Annotated in this window: 13 protein-coding genes; 10 read left to right on the top strand and 3 right to left on the bottom strand. The window is 47.7% G+C overall.

From position 1 onward, the window contains the following. The first annotated feature begins 61 nt into the window (after nt 1-61). The 9 genes from ribF (at nt 62) to LRP50_RS13325 (ending at nt 13,354) form a co-directional block, all read left to right on the top strand. Nucleotides 62-1,021, top strand: a complete 960-nt coding sequence (gene ribF / locus LRP50_RS13365) for a bifunctional riboflavin kinase/FAD synthetase (protein WP_274164962.1) — start codon at nt 62-64, stop codon at nt 1,019-1,021. 7 nt (nt 1,022-1,028) lie between these two features. Next, nucleotides 1,029-3,875: an isoleucine--tRNA ligase gene (gene ileS / locus LRP50_RS13360; protein ID WP_274164961.1), complete on the top strand. Its 2,847-nt coding sequence runs from the start codon at nt 1,029-1,031 to the stop codon at nt 3,873-3,875. 68 nt (nt 3,876-3,943) lie between these two features. Continuing rightward, a complete protein-coding gene (lspA, locus tag LRP50_RS13355; protein ID WP_274164960.1) occupies nt 3,944-4,456 on the top strand; it encodes a signal peptidase II in 513 nt (170 codons plus the stop codon). A 159-nt stretch (nt 4,457-4,615) separates the two neighbouring features. After that, nucleotides 4,616-5,047: an FKBP-type peptidyl-prolyl cis-trans isomerase gene (gene fkpB, locus LRP50_RS13350; RefSeq protein ID WP_274164959.1), complete on the top strand. Its 432-nt coding sequence runs from the start codon at nt 4,616-4,618 to the stop codon at nt 5,045-5,047. A 27-nt stretch (nt 5,048-5,074) separates the two neighbouring features. After that, entirely contained in the window at nt 5,075-6,019 is a 945-nt protein-coding gene (gene ispH / locus LRP50_RS13345; RefSeq protein WP_274164958.1) for a 4-hydroxy-3-methylbut-2-enyl diphosphate reductase, read from the top strand. 208 nt (nt 6,020-6,227) lie between these two features. Next, complete coding sequence (dapB, locus tag LRP50_RS13340) at nt 6,228-7,037, top strand: 4-hydroxy-tetrahydrodipicolinate reductase (protein WP_274165031.1); 810 nt, start codon at nt 6,228-6,230, stop codon at nt 7,035-7,037. 493 nt (nt 7,038-7,530) lie between these two features. Continuing rightward, the gene (carA, locus tag LRP50_RS13335) at nt 7,531-8,670 is read left to right on the top strand and encodes a glutamine-hydrolyzing carbamoyl-phosphate synthase small subunit (RefSeq protein WP_274164957.1); all 1,140 of its coding nucleotides are present in this window, start codon (nt 7,531-7,533) and stop codon (nt 8,668-8,670) included. Between the two features lie 16 nt (nt 8,671-8,686). Further along, a complete protein-coding gene (gene carB / locus LRP50_RS13330; RefSeq protein ID WP_274164956.1) occupies nt 8,687-11,923 on the top strand; it encodes a carbamoyl-phosphate synthase large subunit in 3,237 nt (1,078 codons plus the stop codon). Nucleotides 11,924-12,502: 579 nt separating this feature from the next. After that, nucleotides 12,503-13,354 carry a magnesium transporter gene (locus tag LRP50_RS13325; protein ID WP_274164955.1) on the top strand — a complete coding sequence of 284 codons (852 nt, stop codon included), beginning with the start codon at nt 12,503-12,505 and terminating at the stop codon, nt 13,352-13,354. Here LRP50_RS13325 and dacB read toward each other — a convergent pair. Next, on the bottom strand, nt 13,329-14,744 hold the full coding sequence (dacB, locus tag LRP50_RS13320) for a serine-type D-Ala-D-Ala carboxypeptidase (RefSeq protein ID WP_274164954.1): 1,416 nt from the start codon (nt 14,742-14,744) through the stop codon (nt 13,329-13,331). The genes LRP50_RS13325 and dacB overlap by 26 nt on opposite strands. Nucleotides 14,745-14,845: 101 nt before the next feature. Then, nucleotides 14,846-15,778, bottom strand: coding sequence for a porin (locus LRP50_RS13315; protein WP_274164953.1), 933 nt, complete (start codon nt 15,776-15,778; stop codon nt 14,846-14,848). Nucleotides 15,779-16,286: 508 nt separating this feature from the next. On the opposite strand from LRP50_RS13315, the gene greA reads away from it, so the two are divergent. After that, nucleotides 16,287-16,760, top strand: coding sequence for a transcription elongation factor GreA (gene greA, locus LRP50_RS13310; protein WP_274164952.1), 474 nt, complete (start codon nt 16,287-16,289; stop codon nt 16,758-16,760). A gap of 65 nt (nt 16,761-16,825) precedes the next feature. On the opposite strand, the gene yhbY is transcribed toward greA, so the two are convergent. Next, complete coding sequence (gene yhbY, locus LRP50_RS13305) at nt 16,826-17,122, bottom strand: ribosome assembly RNA-binding protein YhbY (RefSeq protein WP_028023831.1); 297 nt, start codon at nt 17,120-17,122, stop codon at nt 16,826-16,828. Nucleotides 17,123-17,218: the final 96 nt, after the last annotated feature.

The following is a 17,218-nucleotide window of genomic DNA, read 5'->3' as shown; positions in this document are numbered from 1 at the left end:
TTGCTGCGCATAACTAGTATATAATCCGTCGGTTTTTTTAGGGGAAAGCAGTTTTACCATTATGGAATTGATCCGAGGCATTCATAACATCCGAGAAAGACACCGAGGGTGCGTTCTGACGATCGGTAACTTTGATGGTGTGCATTTAGGCCACCAACAAGTGCTCATTCAGGTGGTAAAAAAAGCGCGTGAGTTAGGCGTTTCGCCTACCGTTATGCTGTTTGAACCTCAACCTAGAGAATTATTTGCAGCCGAAAGTGCTCCGGCAAGGTTGACTCGTTTGCGTGACAAGTACACGCAGTTGGCTCAATTAGGTGTTGAACGGCTGCTTGTGGTGAATTTTAATGCGAAATTCGCCTCTATGACGCCCTATGACTTTGTTCATCGCTTGTTGGCTGAACAATTGGGTGTTAAGTTTCTGGTAGTCGGTGACGACTTTCGCTTTGGTGCTAAGCGTCAAGGCGATTTTGTTTATCTGCAACAAGAAGCTAAATCTGCACATTTTGATGTGGTGAGCACACAAAGTTTTTGTGTCTCCGAGCAGCGTGTCAGTAGCACCGCCATTCGTGATGAATTGGCGCGAGGCGAACAAGACGCCGTGGAGCAGATGCTTGGACGACCTTACAGCATTAGTGGGCGTATTTCCCACGGTAAGAAGCTGGGTCGTACCATTGGATTCCCTACCGCAAATGTACCTTTGAAGCGACGTGTCACGCCCGTGTCGGGTGTGTATGTTGTTAAGGTTGGCGGTATTGATGAGAACACATGGTTAGGTGGCGTTGCCAATGTAGGCACTCGACCAACCGTCAACGGTGTAGGCCAACAATTGGAAGTGCACCTTTTTGACTTCGCTGGTGACCTTTATGGTCGACATGTTGAAGTGCAGCTTCTTCATAAGCTGCGAGATGAGAAAAAATTTGGCTCGCTAGACGAGCTAAAAGCCCAAATTGAACTTGATGCCCAGACAGCACGTACGTGGCTGGCTGGTCAAGATAATGTCGAAAACGTCCATACGGAATGAACAATCAATGAGTGACTTTAAAGATACCTTAAACCTGCCGGAAACCGCGTTTCCGATGCGAGGTAATCTTGCACAACGTGAGCCGCAAATGCTTAAACGTTGGTACGATGAAGATCTTTACGGCGAGATCCGTAAAGCGAAAAAAGGCAAGAAATCTTTCATCCTGCATGACGGCCCTCCGTATGCAAACGGCAACATCCATATTGGTCACTCAGTAAACAAGATTCTTAAAGACATTATTATTAAGTCCAAAACCTTGTCGGACTTTGATGCCCCTTACGTACCTGGCTGGGACTGTCACGGTCTACCAATTGAACTGATGGTTGAGAAAAAAGTCGGTAAGCCAGGCAAAAAAGTGTCTGCTGCTGAATTCCGTCAGAAGTGCCGTGAGTACGCTGCAAAACAAGTTGAAGGCCAAAAGGCGGACTTCAAACGTCTTGGTGTGTTGGGTGAGTGGGACAAACCATACCTGACCATGGACTTTGACACCGAAGCGAACATCATTCGTGCGCTAGGTAAAATCGCAGGCAACGGCCACCTACATAAAGGCTTTAAGCCTGTTCACTGGTGTACTGACTGTGGCTCAGCACTGGCTGAAGCAGAAGTAGAATACGAGAACAAAGTATCTCCATCTATTGATGTGATGTTCCGTGCGACTGACGAAGCTGCGGTATTGGCAAAATTCGGTTTGGCGGAAGGTCATGAAGGTCACGGTGACGTGTCTATCGTTATCTGGACTACGACGCCTTGGACATTACCTGCAAACCGTGCAGTTGCGGTATCTGATGCGCTGGAATACGTGCTTGTTCAAGTGGAAGGCGAAACACCTCGCCGTTTGATCGTGGCATCTGAACTTGCGAAGCAAGTGATGGATCGCGCGGGTATCGAACACTTCCATAACCTTGGCTTCTGCCAAGGTGAAGCACTGGAGTTGTTGCGCTTCAACCACCCGTTCTACAGCTTCGATGTGCCAGTGATTTGTGGCGAGCACGTCACGACTGAATCGGGTACGGGTGTTGTTCACACTGCACCAGGTCACGGTCAAGAAGACTTCGTGGTGGGTCAAAAGTACGGCCTAGAAGTGGCGAACCCAGTCGGTAGCAACGGTGTATACCTGCCTGATACAGAGCTGTTTGCTGGTCAACACGTATTGAAAGCAAATGACAACGTGATTGAAGTACTGAAAGAACACGGTTCTTTGTTACATCATCACGCGTACGAGCATAGTTACCCGCATTGCTGGCGCCATAAAACGCCGATCATTTTCCGTGCAACACCGCAGTGGTTTATCTCTATGGAGAAAGCGGGTCTGCGTGCGAAAGCATTGGAAGAGATCAAAAGCGTACAGTGGATCCCTGAGTGGGGTCAAAACCGTATCGAGTCTATGGTGGAAGGTCGCCCTGATTGGTGTATCTCTCGTCAACGTACTTGGGGCGTGCCAATTGCGCTGTTCGTTCACAAAGAAACCTCAGATCTTCACCCGAACACGGTTGAATTGATCGAGCAAGTAGCGCAGAAGGTTGAGCAATCAGGCATTCAAGCGTGGTGGGATCTCGACACTGCGGAATTACTTGGTGACGACGCTGAAAGCTACGAAAAAGTACTGGATACGCTAGACGTATGGTTCGACTCAGGTGCAACGCACTATGCAGTTGTAAACCAACGCGCGGAATTCAACGGTCACGAAGCTGATATGTACTTGGAAGGCTCGGATCAACACCGTGGCTGGTTCCAGTCGTCGCTAATGACCTCTGTTGCTATCAAGAACAAAGCCCCTTACAAGCAAGTGTTGACTCACGGTTTCACCGTTGATGGTCAAGGCCGTAAGATGTCTAAATCGATCGGTAACGTGGTTTCTCCGCAAGAAGTGATGAACAAGCTGGGTGGCGACATCCTCCGTTTGTGGGTGGCTTCAACGGACTACACCGGCGAGATGACGGTGTCTGACCAAATCTTGAACCGCAGTGCCGATGCGTACCGTCGTATCCGTAACACCGCGCGCTTCTTGCTAGCAAACTTGAACGGTTTCAACCCAGAAACTGACATGGTTGCAGCGGAAGACATGGTGGTTGCTGACCGTTGGGCTGTAGGTAAAGCGCTTGAAGCTCAGGAAGAAATTCTGAAGGCGTTTGAAGAGTGTAACTTCCACGCAGTAACTCAACGTTTGATGCAATTCTGTTCAGTAGAGATGGGCTCATTCTACTTGGATATCATCAAAGACCGTCAATACACCGCGAAAGCGGGTGGTCATGCACACCGCAGCTGTCAAACGGCGCTATTCCACATCGTGGAAGCATTGGTTCGCTGGATGGCGCCAATTATGTCGTTCACTGCAGATGAAATCTGGAACGAGATGCCCAAGAAGCAAGCTGATCAAACAGCCCGCAACAAGTATGTGTTCACCGAAGTGTGGTACGACGGCTTGTTTGGTCTGAACGATGACGAGCAACTGAATAATGCATTCTGGTCTGAACTACTGCGTGTTCGTGGCGCGGTGAACAAAGTCTTGGAGCAAGCGCGTAGCGAGAAAACGCTGGGTGGTTCTTTGGAAGCCGAAGTGACCCTATATGCGAAAGCAGATTTTGCTGCCAAGCTTGAAGCAATGGGTAATGAGTTGCGTTTTGTGTTGTTGACGTCGAAAGCCGATGTTGTTGCGACCGATGCTGCGCCTGAGGCTGCTGTTGCGACAGACATTGAAGGCTTGTCCGTGGTCGTTGCTAAGTCTGCCGCCGAGAAGTGTGAGCGATGCTGGCACCATGTGCCGGATGTTGGCACAATTGCTGGGCATGAAGCCTTGTGTGGTCGTTGTGTAAGCAACATCGATGGTGAAGGCGAAGAGCGTCAATTTGCTTAATCGCTAAGATGAAGAAAATGCTGAACCGAACGTGTTCAGCATTTTCTGAATGATAATAGGAACCTTGGATGAAAGATCTGGCAGCGAAACAGTCAGGTATTCGTTGGCTTTGGTTGGCGTTACTGGTTTTTGTTTTAGACATCGGCACGAAACTGCTAGTGATGGATACCATGGGGTATGGTTGGGCAAATCGCATAGAAATTTTGCCTTTCTTTAACCTCTTGTATGTACATAACTACGGCGCAGCATTCAGTTTTCTGAGTGATGCAGGTGGTTGGCAGCGATGGTTCTTTGCCACGATTGCGCTCGGTGTATCAGGAATGCTTATCTATTGGATGCGCTGTACCCCAGCCACTAATAGAATTCTTAATGTGGCCTATGCGCTAGTCATCGGTGGTGCGATCGGTAATTTGTTTGATCGTTTAGTGCATGGCTATGTCATCGACTTTCTCGATTTCTATATCGGCAACAGTCATTGGCCTGCATTTAACCTTGCTGATGCAGCGATTTGTGTGGGTGCCGGATTGATTGTTTTGGATAGTGTGAAAGCATCAAAAAAGCCGCACGCTGAAACCGAGTAAGCTCTGTGCTTACTATCGGGTAAGAATACATTGATAGCGCTGGTCGCAATTGCGAACGGCGCTTTCTTATATTTGGTGTTTTAAAACCCGTTATTTTTTAGGGTCTTAGGTGCTGCCTTTGGAGGCGGGGCCAATAGTTTAATTCAAGGATGTGATAGAATGACACAGATTATTGCCAACAGTGAAGTCATTATGCACTTTACGATTAAGATGGAAGACGGTTCCGTTGCAGACAGCACGAAAACATCGGGCAAGCCTGCTAAGTTAGTGATGGGCGATGGTAGCTTGACGGAGAATTTCGAAAAGTGTTTGATGGGCTTAAATGAAGGCGAAGCCGCCAGCTTTACATTAGAGCCAAACGATGCGTTTGGTATGCCAAATCCTGATAATATCCAGCACATGGATCGCACTTTGTTTGTCGGTGATGCACCTGCAGAAGAGGGGACGATTATTGCCTTCGCTGGGCCGGGCGGACAAGAAATCCCAGGCGTTATCACTGAAGTGGCTGGCGAATCAGTGACGGTAGATTTCAACCATCCATTGGCGGGACACCGCGTAATCTTTGACGTTGAAATTGTTAGCGTCAACTAAAAAAATATTGGTTATAAAGGCAACTCAATGAAAATCATGCTTGCTAACCCAAGAGGGTTTTGCGCCGGTGTTGACCGTGCTATCAGCATTGTCGAGCGTGCACTAGAACTGTATCAGCCTCCTATCTATGTGCGGCATGAAGTGGTTCACAATCGTTTTGTCGTGGAAGGCTTAAAGTCTCGTGGAGCCGTGTTCGTTGAAGAGCTCAGTGAAGTGCCAGATGACAGCATTGTTATTTTTTCTGCCCACGGCGTATCACAAGCTGTTCGTATCGAAGCTAAATCACGCAGTTTGACTGTGTTTGATGCGACTTGTCCTTTGGTGACCAAAGTTCATATGGAAGTTGCGCGTGCGAGTCGCAAGAATATGGAAGTGGTTCTAATTGGTCACGCTGGTCACCCTGAGGTGGAAGGCACCATGGGACAATATGCCAGTGAAACGGGCGGCATGTACTTAGTGGAAACGCCTGATGATGTGCATTCACTTAATGTGAAAGATCCTTCTAACTTGCACTACGTTAGCCAAACGACGCTGTCTGTGGATGAAACCGCAGACGTGATCGATAGACTGCGTCAAGTGTTCCCTGAGATCCAAGGCCCGCGCAAAGACGATATTTGCTACGCGACCCAAAACCGCCAAGACGCGGTGCGTGAACTCGCGGCACAATGTGATGTGATGGTGGTTGTCGGCTCAAAGAACAGCTCAAACTCCAATCGTCTGCGTGAATTGAGCGAAAAGCTCGGAACGCCAGCGTATTTGACCGATTGCGCGGAAGACGTGAAAGCTGAGTGGTTTGAGAGCAAGGTGAAAGTGGGTGTCACGGCGGGAGCATCTGCGCCTGAAGAGCTTGTGAATCTCATTATTGCTCAAATTGAAGCGTATGGCGGTACGGCAGTAGAAGAGCTTAAAGGGCGTGAAGAAAACATGTTCTTTGAAGTGCCGCGAGAGCTGCAAGTTAAGCATATCGACTAACAACACGTTGATTATTTAAGATTGTATTAAAGGAGCCTTTGGCTCCTTTTTTCGTTTTACGTCGTGACCAATTGCTTCAACGAGGAACAGGTATGTTTGAAGCATGGCTCGGATATACATCACTGTTTGAAAAAGGTAGAGTGATAAACGAATGATTTCATGGCGCTGCGTTGATGCGGCGTTGACCGAGAGTAAGAAGGGGATTTACATGGTTCGCATTGCAATTGCGGGCGCTGCTGGCCGTATGGGTCGACAGCTAATTCAAGCCACGGATGGAATGGAAGGCGCAATACTGGCTGCTGCAAGTGAACGTCCAGAATCCAGTCTTATCGGTACTGATGCCGGTGAGCTTGCAGGTATTGGTAAACGCGATGTCACCATTGTTGATGACTTAGCAAAAGTGGCTGATGACTTTGATGTCATAATTGATTTTACCGCACCCGTTGTGACATTGGCGAATCTTGCGCTTTGCCAAGCGCACGGAAAAAAATTGATCATTGGTACAACTGGCTTCACCGAGGAACAGCGTGCTCAGATTGACGCTGCTGCTGAGGATGTCGGCATCGTAATGGCACCGAATTACAGTGTTGGCGTGAACCTTGTCTTTAAGTTGCTTGAGAAGGCAGCGAAAGTGATGGGCGATTACTGCGACATTGAGATTGTTGAAGCGCACCACCGTCACAAGGTCGATGCTCCTTCGGGGACGGCGATTGGCATGGGGGAGGCCATTGCTGGCGCAATGGGCAATAAGTTGAGCGATGTTGCTGTCTATGCGCGCGAGGGCATCACTGGCGAGCGAACCCGCGATGAAATAGGTTTTGCGACGATTCGTGCTGGCGATATCGTAGGTGAGCATACTGCCATGTTTGCTGATATTGGTGAGCGTGTGGAAATTACCCACAAAGCGACAAACAGAATGACATTTGCCAATGGCGCTGTACGTGCTGCGATCTGGCTGAATGCAAAAAATGCAGGGTTCTTCACCATGCAAGACGTATTAGACCTAGACGCACTCTAATTAAAAAATGATTAACTATGCAGCCTGTGCACGCCGGCTGCATAGCATTTCTTTCGTTTTATCCTCCTAGCGCTTTTACCCCTTCCCTTATGCTAAGGTCTAGTTAATGCCTGCTTTCAAGGCTTAGTGGCGCGTTCCCTCTGTACTGCCTCCAAATAACAACATAAGTGCCCATTGGGAAACGGTTGCGTATAGCAATGACTGTTTTTTTGTTTGTATGCCTAATGAGGGGCGGTAAATGACATGTCCTGAGCTTCAAATTATGACTTTCGCCTGGGATTAATGGGGTTTTTATGGGCTTGGTGGTGAAATTCATATAGGTTGGCTGAAAGTTATGTTCTTTTTTACCTGTTCTGTTGACACATTCCGCAGCTATCACTAGAATGCGCGCAATTTGTCAAATTTCGGCTTGACGTCGAAGTGGCAATTGTATGGAATGACTTAATGCGAATTTATCTATTTATTTTGCATTTTTATTGATTTGGAGGTTGTCTTGAGCAAGTCTGCGCTCTTAGTCCTAGAAGATGGGACTGTATTCCACGGTGTGTCCATTGGTGCTGATGGTTCCGCTGTTGGTGAAGTTGTTTTTAATACCTCGATGACGGGGTACCAAGAAATTCTCACTGACCCTTCCTACTCTCAGCAAATTGTTACTCTCACTTATCCTCACATTGGCAACACCGGTACTAATACCGAAGACGAAGAATCCTCAAGAATCCACGCGCAAGGCCTGGTCATTCGCGACCTTCCCCTCATTGCTTCAAACTTCCGCAGTCAACAAACACTTTCTGATTACCTTAAATCTCAAAACATCGTTGGCATCGCTGACATCGATACTCGTAAATTGACACGTATTTTGCGTGAAAAAGGCGCTCAAAACGGCTGTGTTGTTGCGGGTGACAACCTTGATGAAGCATTGGCACTTGCTAAGGCAAAAGCATTCCCTGGCCTAAAAGGCATGGATTTGGCGAAAGAAGTGACCACGGCGGAATCTTACGAGTGGAAACAAGGCTCTTGGACGCTTGAAGGCGGCCTGCCAGAAGCAAAAGACAATAGCGAATTGCCATACCATGTCGTCGCGTATGACTTTGGTGCAAAACGCAATATCCTGCGCATGCTGGTGGATCGCGGTTGCCGTTTGACTGTAGTGCCAGCGCAAACGTCTGCTGAAGAGGTTCTGGCGCTTAACCCAGATGGCGTATTCCTATCGAACGGCCCTGGTGACCCAGAACCATGTACTTACGCAATTGAAGCGACAAAAACTTTCTTGGACAAGGGGCTGCCAGTTTTCGGCATCTGTCTTGGTCACCAGATTCTGGCTCTCGCATCGGGCGCTCAAACGGTGAAAATGAAGTTTGGTCACCACGGCGCAAACCACCCGGTAAAAGACTTGGATCGCAACGTAGTGATGATTACGTCGCAAAACCACGGTTTTGCCGCTGATGAAACAACACTTCCTGAAAATCTACGTGCTACTCACGTATCGCTATTTGATGGCTCTTTGCAAGGTATCCACCGCACAGATAAGCCAGCCTTTAGCTTCCAAGGGCACCCTGAAGCGAGCCCTGGTCCGCACGATGCGGCACCACTTTTTGATCACTTCATTGAACTTATTAAGCAACACAGCGCGTAATCCGGAGTAGCAGAGAATGCCAAAACGTACAGACATAAAAAGTATTCTTATTCTAGGCGCAGGCCCAATTGTTATTGGTCAGGCGTGTGAGTTTGACTATTCAGGCGCGCAAGCTTGTAAAGCGCTGCGTGAAGAGGGTTACCGCGTTATTTTGGTGAACTCTAACCCAGCCACCATCATGACAGACCCAGAAATGGCAGATGCAACTTACATCGAGCCAATCCAATGGGAAGTAGTTCGCAACATCATTGAAAAAGAACGCCCTGATGCGGTTCTGCCGACCATGGGTGGTCAAACGGCATTGAACTGTGCGCTTGAACTTGAAAAGCACGGTGTTCTGGCTGAGTTCGGCGTAGAAATGATTGGTGCAACGGCGGATGCGATTGATAAAGCTGAAGACCGTTCACGTTTCGATAAAGCAATGAAATCAATTGGCCTAGACTGTCCTCGTGCAGACACGGCAAAAACCATGGAAGAAGCTTACGGCGTTCTCGATATGGTAGGTTTCCCTTGTATCATTCGTCCTTCGTTCACCATGGGTGGCACGGGCGGCGGTATCGCTTACAACAAAGAAGAATTTGAAGAAATCTGTCGCCGTGGTTTGGATCTATCGCCAACCAACGAGCTACTCATTGACGAATCATTGATTGGTTGGAAAGAGTACGAGATGGAAGTGGTCCGTGACAAAGCGGATAACTGCATCATCGTGTGTGCGATTGAGAACTTTGACGCAATGGGCATCCATACGGGTGACTCTATCACTGTCGCTCCAGCGCAAACGCTGACAGATAAAGAATATCAATTGATGCGTAACGCATCGCTAGCGGTTCTTCGTGAAATCGGCGTAGAAACAGGCGGCTCAAACGTTCAGTTTGGTATCAACCCGAAAGATGGCCGTATGGTTATCATCGAGATGAACCCACGCGTTTCTCGCTCTTCTGCGCTTGCATCAAAAGCAACAGGCTTCCCGATTGCAAAAGTAGCCGCCAAGCTAGCGGTTGGTTTTACTCTTGATGAGTTGATGAATGACATCACTGGTGGTGCAACCCCAGCTTCATTCGAACCAACCATCGATTACGTTGTGACTAAGATCCCTCGTTTTAACTTCGAGAAGTTCGTAGGTGCTAACGACCGTCTAACCACACAGATGAAATCTGTGGGTGAAGTGATGGCAATTGGTCGTAACCAACAAGAATCACTGCACAAAGCACTACGTGGCCTAGAAGTGGGTGCGACAGGCTTTGATGAGATGGTCGATCTGGATGAGCCAGATGCAATGACCAAGATCCGTCATGAATTGAAAGACGCGGGTGCTGAGCGTATTTGGTACATCGCCGATGCATTCCGTGCAGGCATGTCTGTGGATGGCGTATTTAAGTTGACCAACGTTGACCGTTGGTTCTTGGTACAGATTGAAGACATCGTCAAAATCGAAGCGGAAGTGAAAGAAAACGGCTTCGCAGGTTTGAACAAAGACGTACTTCGCAAGTTAAAGCGCAAAGGCTTCGCGGATGCGCGCCTGAGTAAACTTTTGGGTGTGAGTGAGAGTGAAATTCGTAAGCTTCGTGACCAATACGATATTCACCCTGTTTACAAACGCGTTGATACTTGTGCAGCAGAGTTCTCTTCTGACACGGCGTACATGTACAGCTCTTACGATGACGAGTGTGAGTCTAACCCGACAGACAAAGATAAAATCATGGTGCTTGGCGGCGGTCCAAACCGTATCGGTCAAGGCATTGAATTTGATTACTGTTGTGTGCACGCATCACTGGCGCTTCGCGAAGACGGCTACGAAACTATCATGGTTAACTGTAACCCTGAGACGGTTTCTACTGATTACGACACCTCTGACCGTTTATACTTCGAGCCAGTAACGCTGGAAGACGTATTAGCGATTGCACGTGTTGAAAAGCCAAAAGGCGTTATCGTTCAATACGGTGGTCAAACACCTCTGAAGCTGGCTCGCGCATTGGAAGCGGCAGGCGTACCTATCATTGGTACTAGCCCAGATGCGATTGACCGCGCAGAAGACCGTGAGCGTTTCCAATCAGCTGTTGACCGCTTAGGCTTGAAAACGCCAGAAAACGCCACAGTGACCGCGATGGAACAAGCGATTGAGAAGTCGAAAGAGATTGGCTTCCCATTGGTTGTTCGCCCATCTTATGTTTTGGGTGGTCGCGCAATGGAAATCGTTTATGACGAAAGTGATTTGCGCCGTTACTTCAACGAGGCAGTCAGCGTTTCGAATGAATCTCCAGTCCTTCTTGACCGTTTCCTTGATGATGCGACTGAAGTGGACGTGGATGCTATCTGTGACGGCGAGCGCGTCGTGATTGGTGGCATCATGGAGCATATCGAACAAGCCGGTGTTCACTCTGGTGACTCTGCATGTTCTCTGCCAGCTTATACCTTGAGCCAAGACATTCAGGACGAGATGCGTCGCCAAGTTGAAAAACTGGCGTTGGAGTTGGGTGTTCGCGGTCTGATGAACACACAGTTTGCAGTAAAAGACGGTGAAGTTTATCTGATTGAGGTAAACCCGCGTGCTGCACGTACGGTTCCGTTCGTGTCGAAAGCCACAGGTGCACCGCTAGCGAAAATTGCGGCGCGTGTTATGGCTGGACAATCGCTTGAGTCACAAGGTTTCACACAAGAAATCATTCCACCGTACTATTCGGTGAAAGAAGTGGTATTGCCATTTAACAAGTTCCCGGGCGTTGACCCACTGTTGGGCCCAGAAATGCGCTCTACCGGTGAAGTCATGGGCGTGGGTGACACATTTGCTGAAGCGTTTGCAAAAGCGGATCTTGGCTGTGGCAAGCAATACAGCGAAAAAGGCCGCGCACTACTGTCTGTTCGTAACAACGACAAGCAGCGTGTTGTTGACCTTGCCGCGAAGCTTATCAAGCTTGGCTTTGAGCTGGATGCAACGCACGGTACGGCGGTAGTTCTGGGTGAAGCGGGCATTAACCCACGCCTTGTGAACAAAGTACACGAAGGTCGCCCACACATTCTTGACCGCATTAAGAATGGTGAATACAGCTACATCATTAACACCACTGAAGGCCGTCAGGCGATTGAAGATTCGAAAGTACTTCGTCGCGGCGCTCTGGCTGAGAAGGTGAACTACACGACAACGCTAAACGCAGCGTTTGCAACGTGCATGGCACATGCAGCGGCAGACCTGTCGAAAGTGAACTCTGTACAAGAGTTGCACGCTCGTGTGGCAGAAAAATACGGGAAAGCTTAATCCCTTTCTTGGAAACAAAGATATAACCAATGAGCCAGCAGGAAGCTGGCCTAGATAACCTCCTTGCCCGCCAAATTGGCGGGCTTTTTTGTGTTTGGAATTGGCCAAATGAATACGAGTGCAGCGTGTTATTGCACAACCAAATTTCAATGCTCACTGTCATGAAATCTTCATGATTTGCTCTCGGTTGAGTGTTTGATTGAGGACTAAATGAGAGTAGTATTGCCTCGTCGCAATACTGCGGCACTTTTGGAGAAAACCATGAACGTTATCGACCATCCTCCGAGTTGTCAGGGAGGCCAGTAAGATCGGCGGTTTCATTTGTGAATCTTCACATTTCGACTGCCCAGTCGGAATGATCTCTACGCTTCTATTCCCAGCGCCTCCCCAACATTCAGAGTGAAAATACGCAAGGAGACCCTTGGTCTTCAATCATGCATTGTGAGAAATCTCAGGGTGTGAGAGCGATTTGCCGCTGTGCTTCTAAAAACAGACAGACGGCATCGAACTTCGTATTTTCATGGTCGTTACCCTCACCAGATAACTAATATCTGGCACTAGCCAATCGGGAGGTTCGCTATGGCGGTAATGAATGCCACTATGCTGGAAAACCAGCAAAATTATGTCGCTGCGCATGAAATTGAAGCAGCAAAAAATGCGTTTCTTATTCACAGTGGAGAAGACAGAATTCGGTTGCTGTCTGTGATGCCTGTTGCTGAAGCGATTGGTGTACTGAATTGCTGTCCGTTGGGCTTGGTCAGAAAGCTACTTGATGATCTGGCTGAAACTGGCGATGCGATTAGGGTAAGGAAAATCGCGACTGGGTTAGGGCTCATCAATTCTGAGGTAGAGCCTGACGGGAACTATTTAGCTAATTCTGTCATGTCGCATGTCCGCCAGCGAATCGGTTGGATTATTGGACTCGCTTTGCTAGGGGTCGTTTCTGGGCTGATTATCTCGCACTACGAAGATTCGATCAGCCAGCTCATATTACTGGCTATTTACATGCCAGTGGTTGCGGCGGCAGGGGGAAATGCGGGATCACAAGCTGCCACCTTGGTGGTGCGTGCGATGGCGATGAACGAAGTGCGTCCATCTCACTGGCTATGTGTCATGTGGAAGGAAGTGCGTGTGGCTTTTGTTATCGCATTTGCGCTGGCGGCAGTGATCATGGCGAGGGTGATGCTTTTTAGTGACAGCTCTTCTTTGCCATATGGTTTTTCGTTGGATGATATCGCCATTGCAATTGGGGTAGCACTAATTATTCAAGTGATTTTGTCTACCACGATTGGAGGTGTACTTCCGTTGATTGCGACTAAGTTTCGTCTCGATCCCGCTGTACTTGTGAGCCCAGTGTTAGCCTCTGTGGTTGATATCAGCGGGATGGCGATTTACTTCATGACGGTTAATGCGTGGTTAGACTTGATGTGAGCAGCGCTTGGTAGAGCTCTCGTTCAAATTGGGTGATCGGGCTGGCCACGTTGCTAGGGCGATCATCCGATTTTGGAATGTGGTAGTTGGTTACCAGTTGCACAACGAGGACGTCTTGTCCTTGGTTGTTTTTCAATATTCCCGCGAGGTTGTAACTCCCATAGAGAGAGCCTGTTTTTGCCGTCAGCTTATTTTTGAGCGGAGCATGACGGACACTACTGCGATATTTCAAAGTCCCGTCCACACCCGATACAGGTAGCATCGCCAAGACGCCCAACTGCGGGTGTGAGTAAACATATTGAATCACTGACATTAACTGTGTGGCGGTCATTCGATTATTGCGAGACAACCCCGACCCATCCACGATCACAGCAGTGTTGAGGTCAATGTTCGTTTGTTGCTTCAATATTGCTTTTATCGCTGCTGCGCCGTTGCTAAATGAACCGGGTTGTTTGAAGTAGCGATGCCCAAGTGTCTTAAGGATGTTGTCGGCAATCAGGTTGTCAGAACGTTTAAGCATGGTGTTAAGCAACGCGTCTCGCGGGGCTGACTTGTGTACGGCGATGACGCGATCCTGATTTGTCGGTGATCCAAGTCGGATGTTGCCTTTCACGGTAATTGCTGCCTTTCTTAGCTCGGCTGCAAGCACGTCACTCACATATTTTTGAGGGTTTTGTATCGCGAACTTAAGAGGAAGAGGATTGGAACGGTGAACTAAACAACCACTCAGCTGATAGTGGTTGCTGTCGTTGTAATTAAGTTCTAAATCACAATGCTGGGTTTGTTGCTGTGCTTTGGTCACGGCAAGCGCATCTGTCGATATTTCTATCGGTTGATGCTCAGGAACAAACACGCGTGTTTGGCGCTGCCCCTTGTTGCTGTATATCGAGCCTTGTACGCAGTTGCGCTCTAGGGAAATCGCTGATGATGGGGCGCTGTAGCAGACCCCCAATATATCCCAAGGCCAACCGACTGCTCGCTCATATCCGGTAAATATCTCTCCATCAAGCCAGACGTCACCACGTATCTGGTTGATGCCCTTTGCTTTCAATGCGCTAACAAGCAGCTGTAAGTCTTTACGCTTTAGCGTCGGGTCGCCCCCAAACTTAAATACAATGTCTTTGCCCGATTGAAGTACTTTAGTCTCGAAGCTAAAGTCCGATGGAAGATATAGAGAAGCGGCTAGTGCCGTTACCACTTTTTGGGTGCTGGCTGGCGGGAGCAATATGTCGTCATCGCGCTCAACAAGCTGTTGACCACTATTCACGTTATAAACAGATAGGGCAAGCTGACTTCCAGCAGGTAGCATAGCTTCAAGGGTATTGAGAGGCACAGAGAAGGCGGTCGTGGAGAAAAACGAACAAACGATTAGAACAAAGAGACGCACCATAAGAAGTTCCTGCAATCTAGGAAGATTCAGTATGGTACAAAAAACGCCTACTCGGAGGTAGGCGTTTTTGTTTCTAACTTAAGTGAAGTACTTAAGTTAGATTAGAAATCGTAACGTAGACCGAATACCATTTCGTCTTCTGCTTGGATCTTAGTTGCAACTTCGTTTTCGTTTAGAAGGTTGAAGTTGTAAGACACGTAAGTGCGGAAGTTGCTGTTGAAGAAATGCGTCGCGTCGATTGCGATAGAGTCAGCAGTGTCTTTTGACTCAGTTTCAGCTTTACCGTAAGTGGTGGTGAACTTGGTTTGGCCCATGGTGTAGGCTGCAGCGAATTCGTAACCAGTTAGGTCTTCTTTAACACCTGAAGTTTTGTTTTCACCATCTTTGTAAAGTGCAGCAACGTAGATGTCGCCCATGGTGTAAGAAACTGCAGCTTCTAGTTGGCTTTCAGTGTCTTTAGTTAGGTTGTCTTGGTCTGCGTAACCTAGAGCCATTGCTAGACCGTTCTCCATTGCGTAAACCGCGCCTAGAGAGTAGCCTTTTTTAACGTCGTCATTTTCGCCAACGTAGTTAGCTTTAACGGTTAGGCCGCCAAACTCACCTTTGTACGCGATGTTGTTGCTAGTGCGGTCTGCAACGTCGATTTTTGAGCTTGCAACAGCACCATGGTAAGACATGATATCAGTGAAGTCAGTGATCATGCCTAGAGAGCCGTCGTTCAGACCGTAAGTTACTAGGCCGTATTCGGTACCGATACCTGCGAAGATGTAACGGTTCTCGTCTGCACTTTCGTCTGATTTGAACTCACGCTCGAAGAAACCAACACCGTAAGCGCCTTCGCCAATAGCGGTAGTGCCAAGGAAGTTTAGACGTACGCGGCTGTTGTCAGCCATGTCGCCATCTTGGATAGCTGCACGTGCTTCAGCGCGGCCACCGATAGCCATAGAAGAAGTACCGTCGTTGAAAACTTCAGCAGCAGAAACAGAGGTAGAAGCTAGAGCAGCTACAGCAAGTGCGATAAACGTTTTGTTCATTACGTTGTCCTTTATAAGATTTTGATTTTCGAGATGTAATCTCCAAACATCCCGATGGCATGTTTGTAACCGCTCGCGAAATGCAACTGTTAGTAAAACGATAAAAAAACAAATAGAAAACATTGTTTTTTATGTGGCGAGCTTAGTTTAAATGGTTTTAAAACAGTTGCTTACAGTAATTCTGAAAGGTTCGATTTCAGCTGTTATTTTTATAATTTTTCATCTTTTAGGTTTTTCTAAATACTGAGAGTTGAGTTTGTTTGTGTGATATGTGTCGAGGAATTATCATGGTGGATATGTTTAAAAAGGCTTTAGTAGAAGGTTGTTGTTTGTAAGGATCTACTGATATGGGCGTTAGGCACGGCCCTGAAAAAAATGGTAGGTGACCAGAGCAAGTAACTTGTTTACACTGAGGTATAAATATTCGTTTGCCGCGCTCATACCTTTGCTTGGGCGTGGCTTTGTTATTGCCAAAACGTAGGTTTTGGACATAGAGGTAATGTCGTTTATGGATAAGGTACCCATGACTGTTCGTGGCGAACAGCAGCTTCGTACAGAGTTAGAGCGTTTGCTGAAACGTCGTCCAATTATTACTCAAGCGATCGGTGAAGCTCGTGAATTGGGCGATCTTAAAGAGAATGCGGAATACCACGCAGCGCGCGAAGAGCAAGGCATTTGTGAAGCGCAGATTCGTGATATCGAATATAAACTTTCTGTCGCTCAAATCATCGATATTGCAAAGATGCCAAACAATGGCAAAGTTATCTTTGGCTCAACAGTGGGCTTGATAGACATCAATACTGACGAAGAAGTGTCTTACCAGATTGTTGGTGATGACGAGTCTGACATTAAAAAGCACCTGATCTCTATCAATTCGCCGATTGCTCGCGGGCTTATTGGTAAAGAAGCTGGCGATGAAGTATCGATCACTACCCCTGGTGGCGTGAAAGAATTCGAAATCGATAGCGTTGAATACGTTTAATCGAATAAAAATGTTAGCGGTTATTACCATCGCAGAAACAAAAAAGGCCGCTTAGCGGCCTTTTCTTATTTACGTGGTAGTTCGATTTTGCGCTCTTTGCTTGGGCGATACAGAACAAGCACCTTACCGATGACTTGAACTTTTTCTGCCTTAGTTTCACGAACAATTGCGTCTACAATCAGGTTCTTAGTGTCGCGGTCTTCAGAGGCCACTTTCACTTTAATTAGTTCGTGGTGATCGAGAGCGATTTCAATCTCAGCAAGCACGGCTTCTGTTAGGCCATTGGCACCCATCAGAACGACAGGTTTAAGTGAGTGTGCCAGACCTTTTAGATGCTGCTTTTGTTTTGTGCTTAGATTCATGTTGACTCGATTTGTTGTTTTATCGGGGTTGAAAACGTGACATTCTACCGCCATATCCTTTCAAACTGAACAAATATCCCCCTAAGTAGTCCGTTA

Source organism: Enterovibrio gelatinilyticus (assembly GCF_028683095.1).
Classification (GTDB): Bacteria; Pseudomonadota; Gammaproteobacteria; order Enterobacterales; family Vibrionaceae; genus Enterovibrio; species Enterovibrio gelatinilyticus.
This window is presented reverse-complemented; position numbering and strand designations above follow the sequence as displayed.

Excerpts from the sequence above, each read along its gene's own strand:
- ribF (WP_274164962.1), top strand. The coding sequence starts at position 62 with ATGGAATTGATCCGAGGCATTCATAACATCCGAGAAAGACACCGAGGG.
- ileS (WP_274164961.1), top strand. The coding sequence starts at position 1,029 with ATGAGTGACTTTAAAGATACCTTAAACCTGCCGGAAACCGCGTTTCCG.
- lspA (WP_274164960.1), top strand. The coding sequence starts at position 3,944 with ATGAAAGATCTGGCAGCGAAACAGTCAGGTATTCGTTGGCTTTGGTTG.
- fkpB (WP_274164959.1), top strand. The coding sequence starts at position 4,616 with ATGACACAGATTATTGCCAACAGTGAAGTCATTATGCACTTTACGATT.
- ispH (WP_274164958.1), top strand. The coding sequence starts at position 5,075 with ATGAAAATCATGCTTGCTAACCCAAGAGGGTTTTGCGCCGGTGTTGAC.
- dapB (WP_274165031.1), top strand. The coding sequence starts at position 6,228 with ATGGTTCGCATTGCAATTGCGGGCGCTGCTGGCCGTATGGGTCGACAG.
- carB (WP_274164956.1), top strand. The coding sequence starts at position 8,687 with ATGCCAAAACGTACAGACATAAAAAGTATTCTTATTCTAGGCGCAGGC.
- LRP50_RS13325 (WP_274164955.1), top strand. The coding sequence starts at position 12,503 with ATGGCGGTAATGAATGCCACTATGCTGGAAAACCAGCAAAATTATGTC.
- dacB (WP_274164954.1), bottom strand. The coding sequence starts at position 14,744 with ATGGTGCGTCTCTTTGTTCTAATCGTTTGTTCGTTTTTCTCCACGACC.
- LRP50_RS13315 (WP_274164953.1), bottom strand. The coding sequence starts at position 15,778 with ATGAACAAAACGTTTATCGCACTTGCTGTAGCTGCTCTAGCTTCTACC.
- greA (WP_274164952.1), top strand. The coding sequence starts at position 16,287 with ATGGATAAGGTACCCATGACTGTTCGTGGCGAACAGCAGCTTCGTACA.
- yhbY (WP_028023831.1), bottom strand. The coding sequence starts at position 17,122 with ATGAATCTAAGCACAAAACAAAAGCAGCATCTAAAAGGTCTGGCACAC.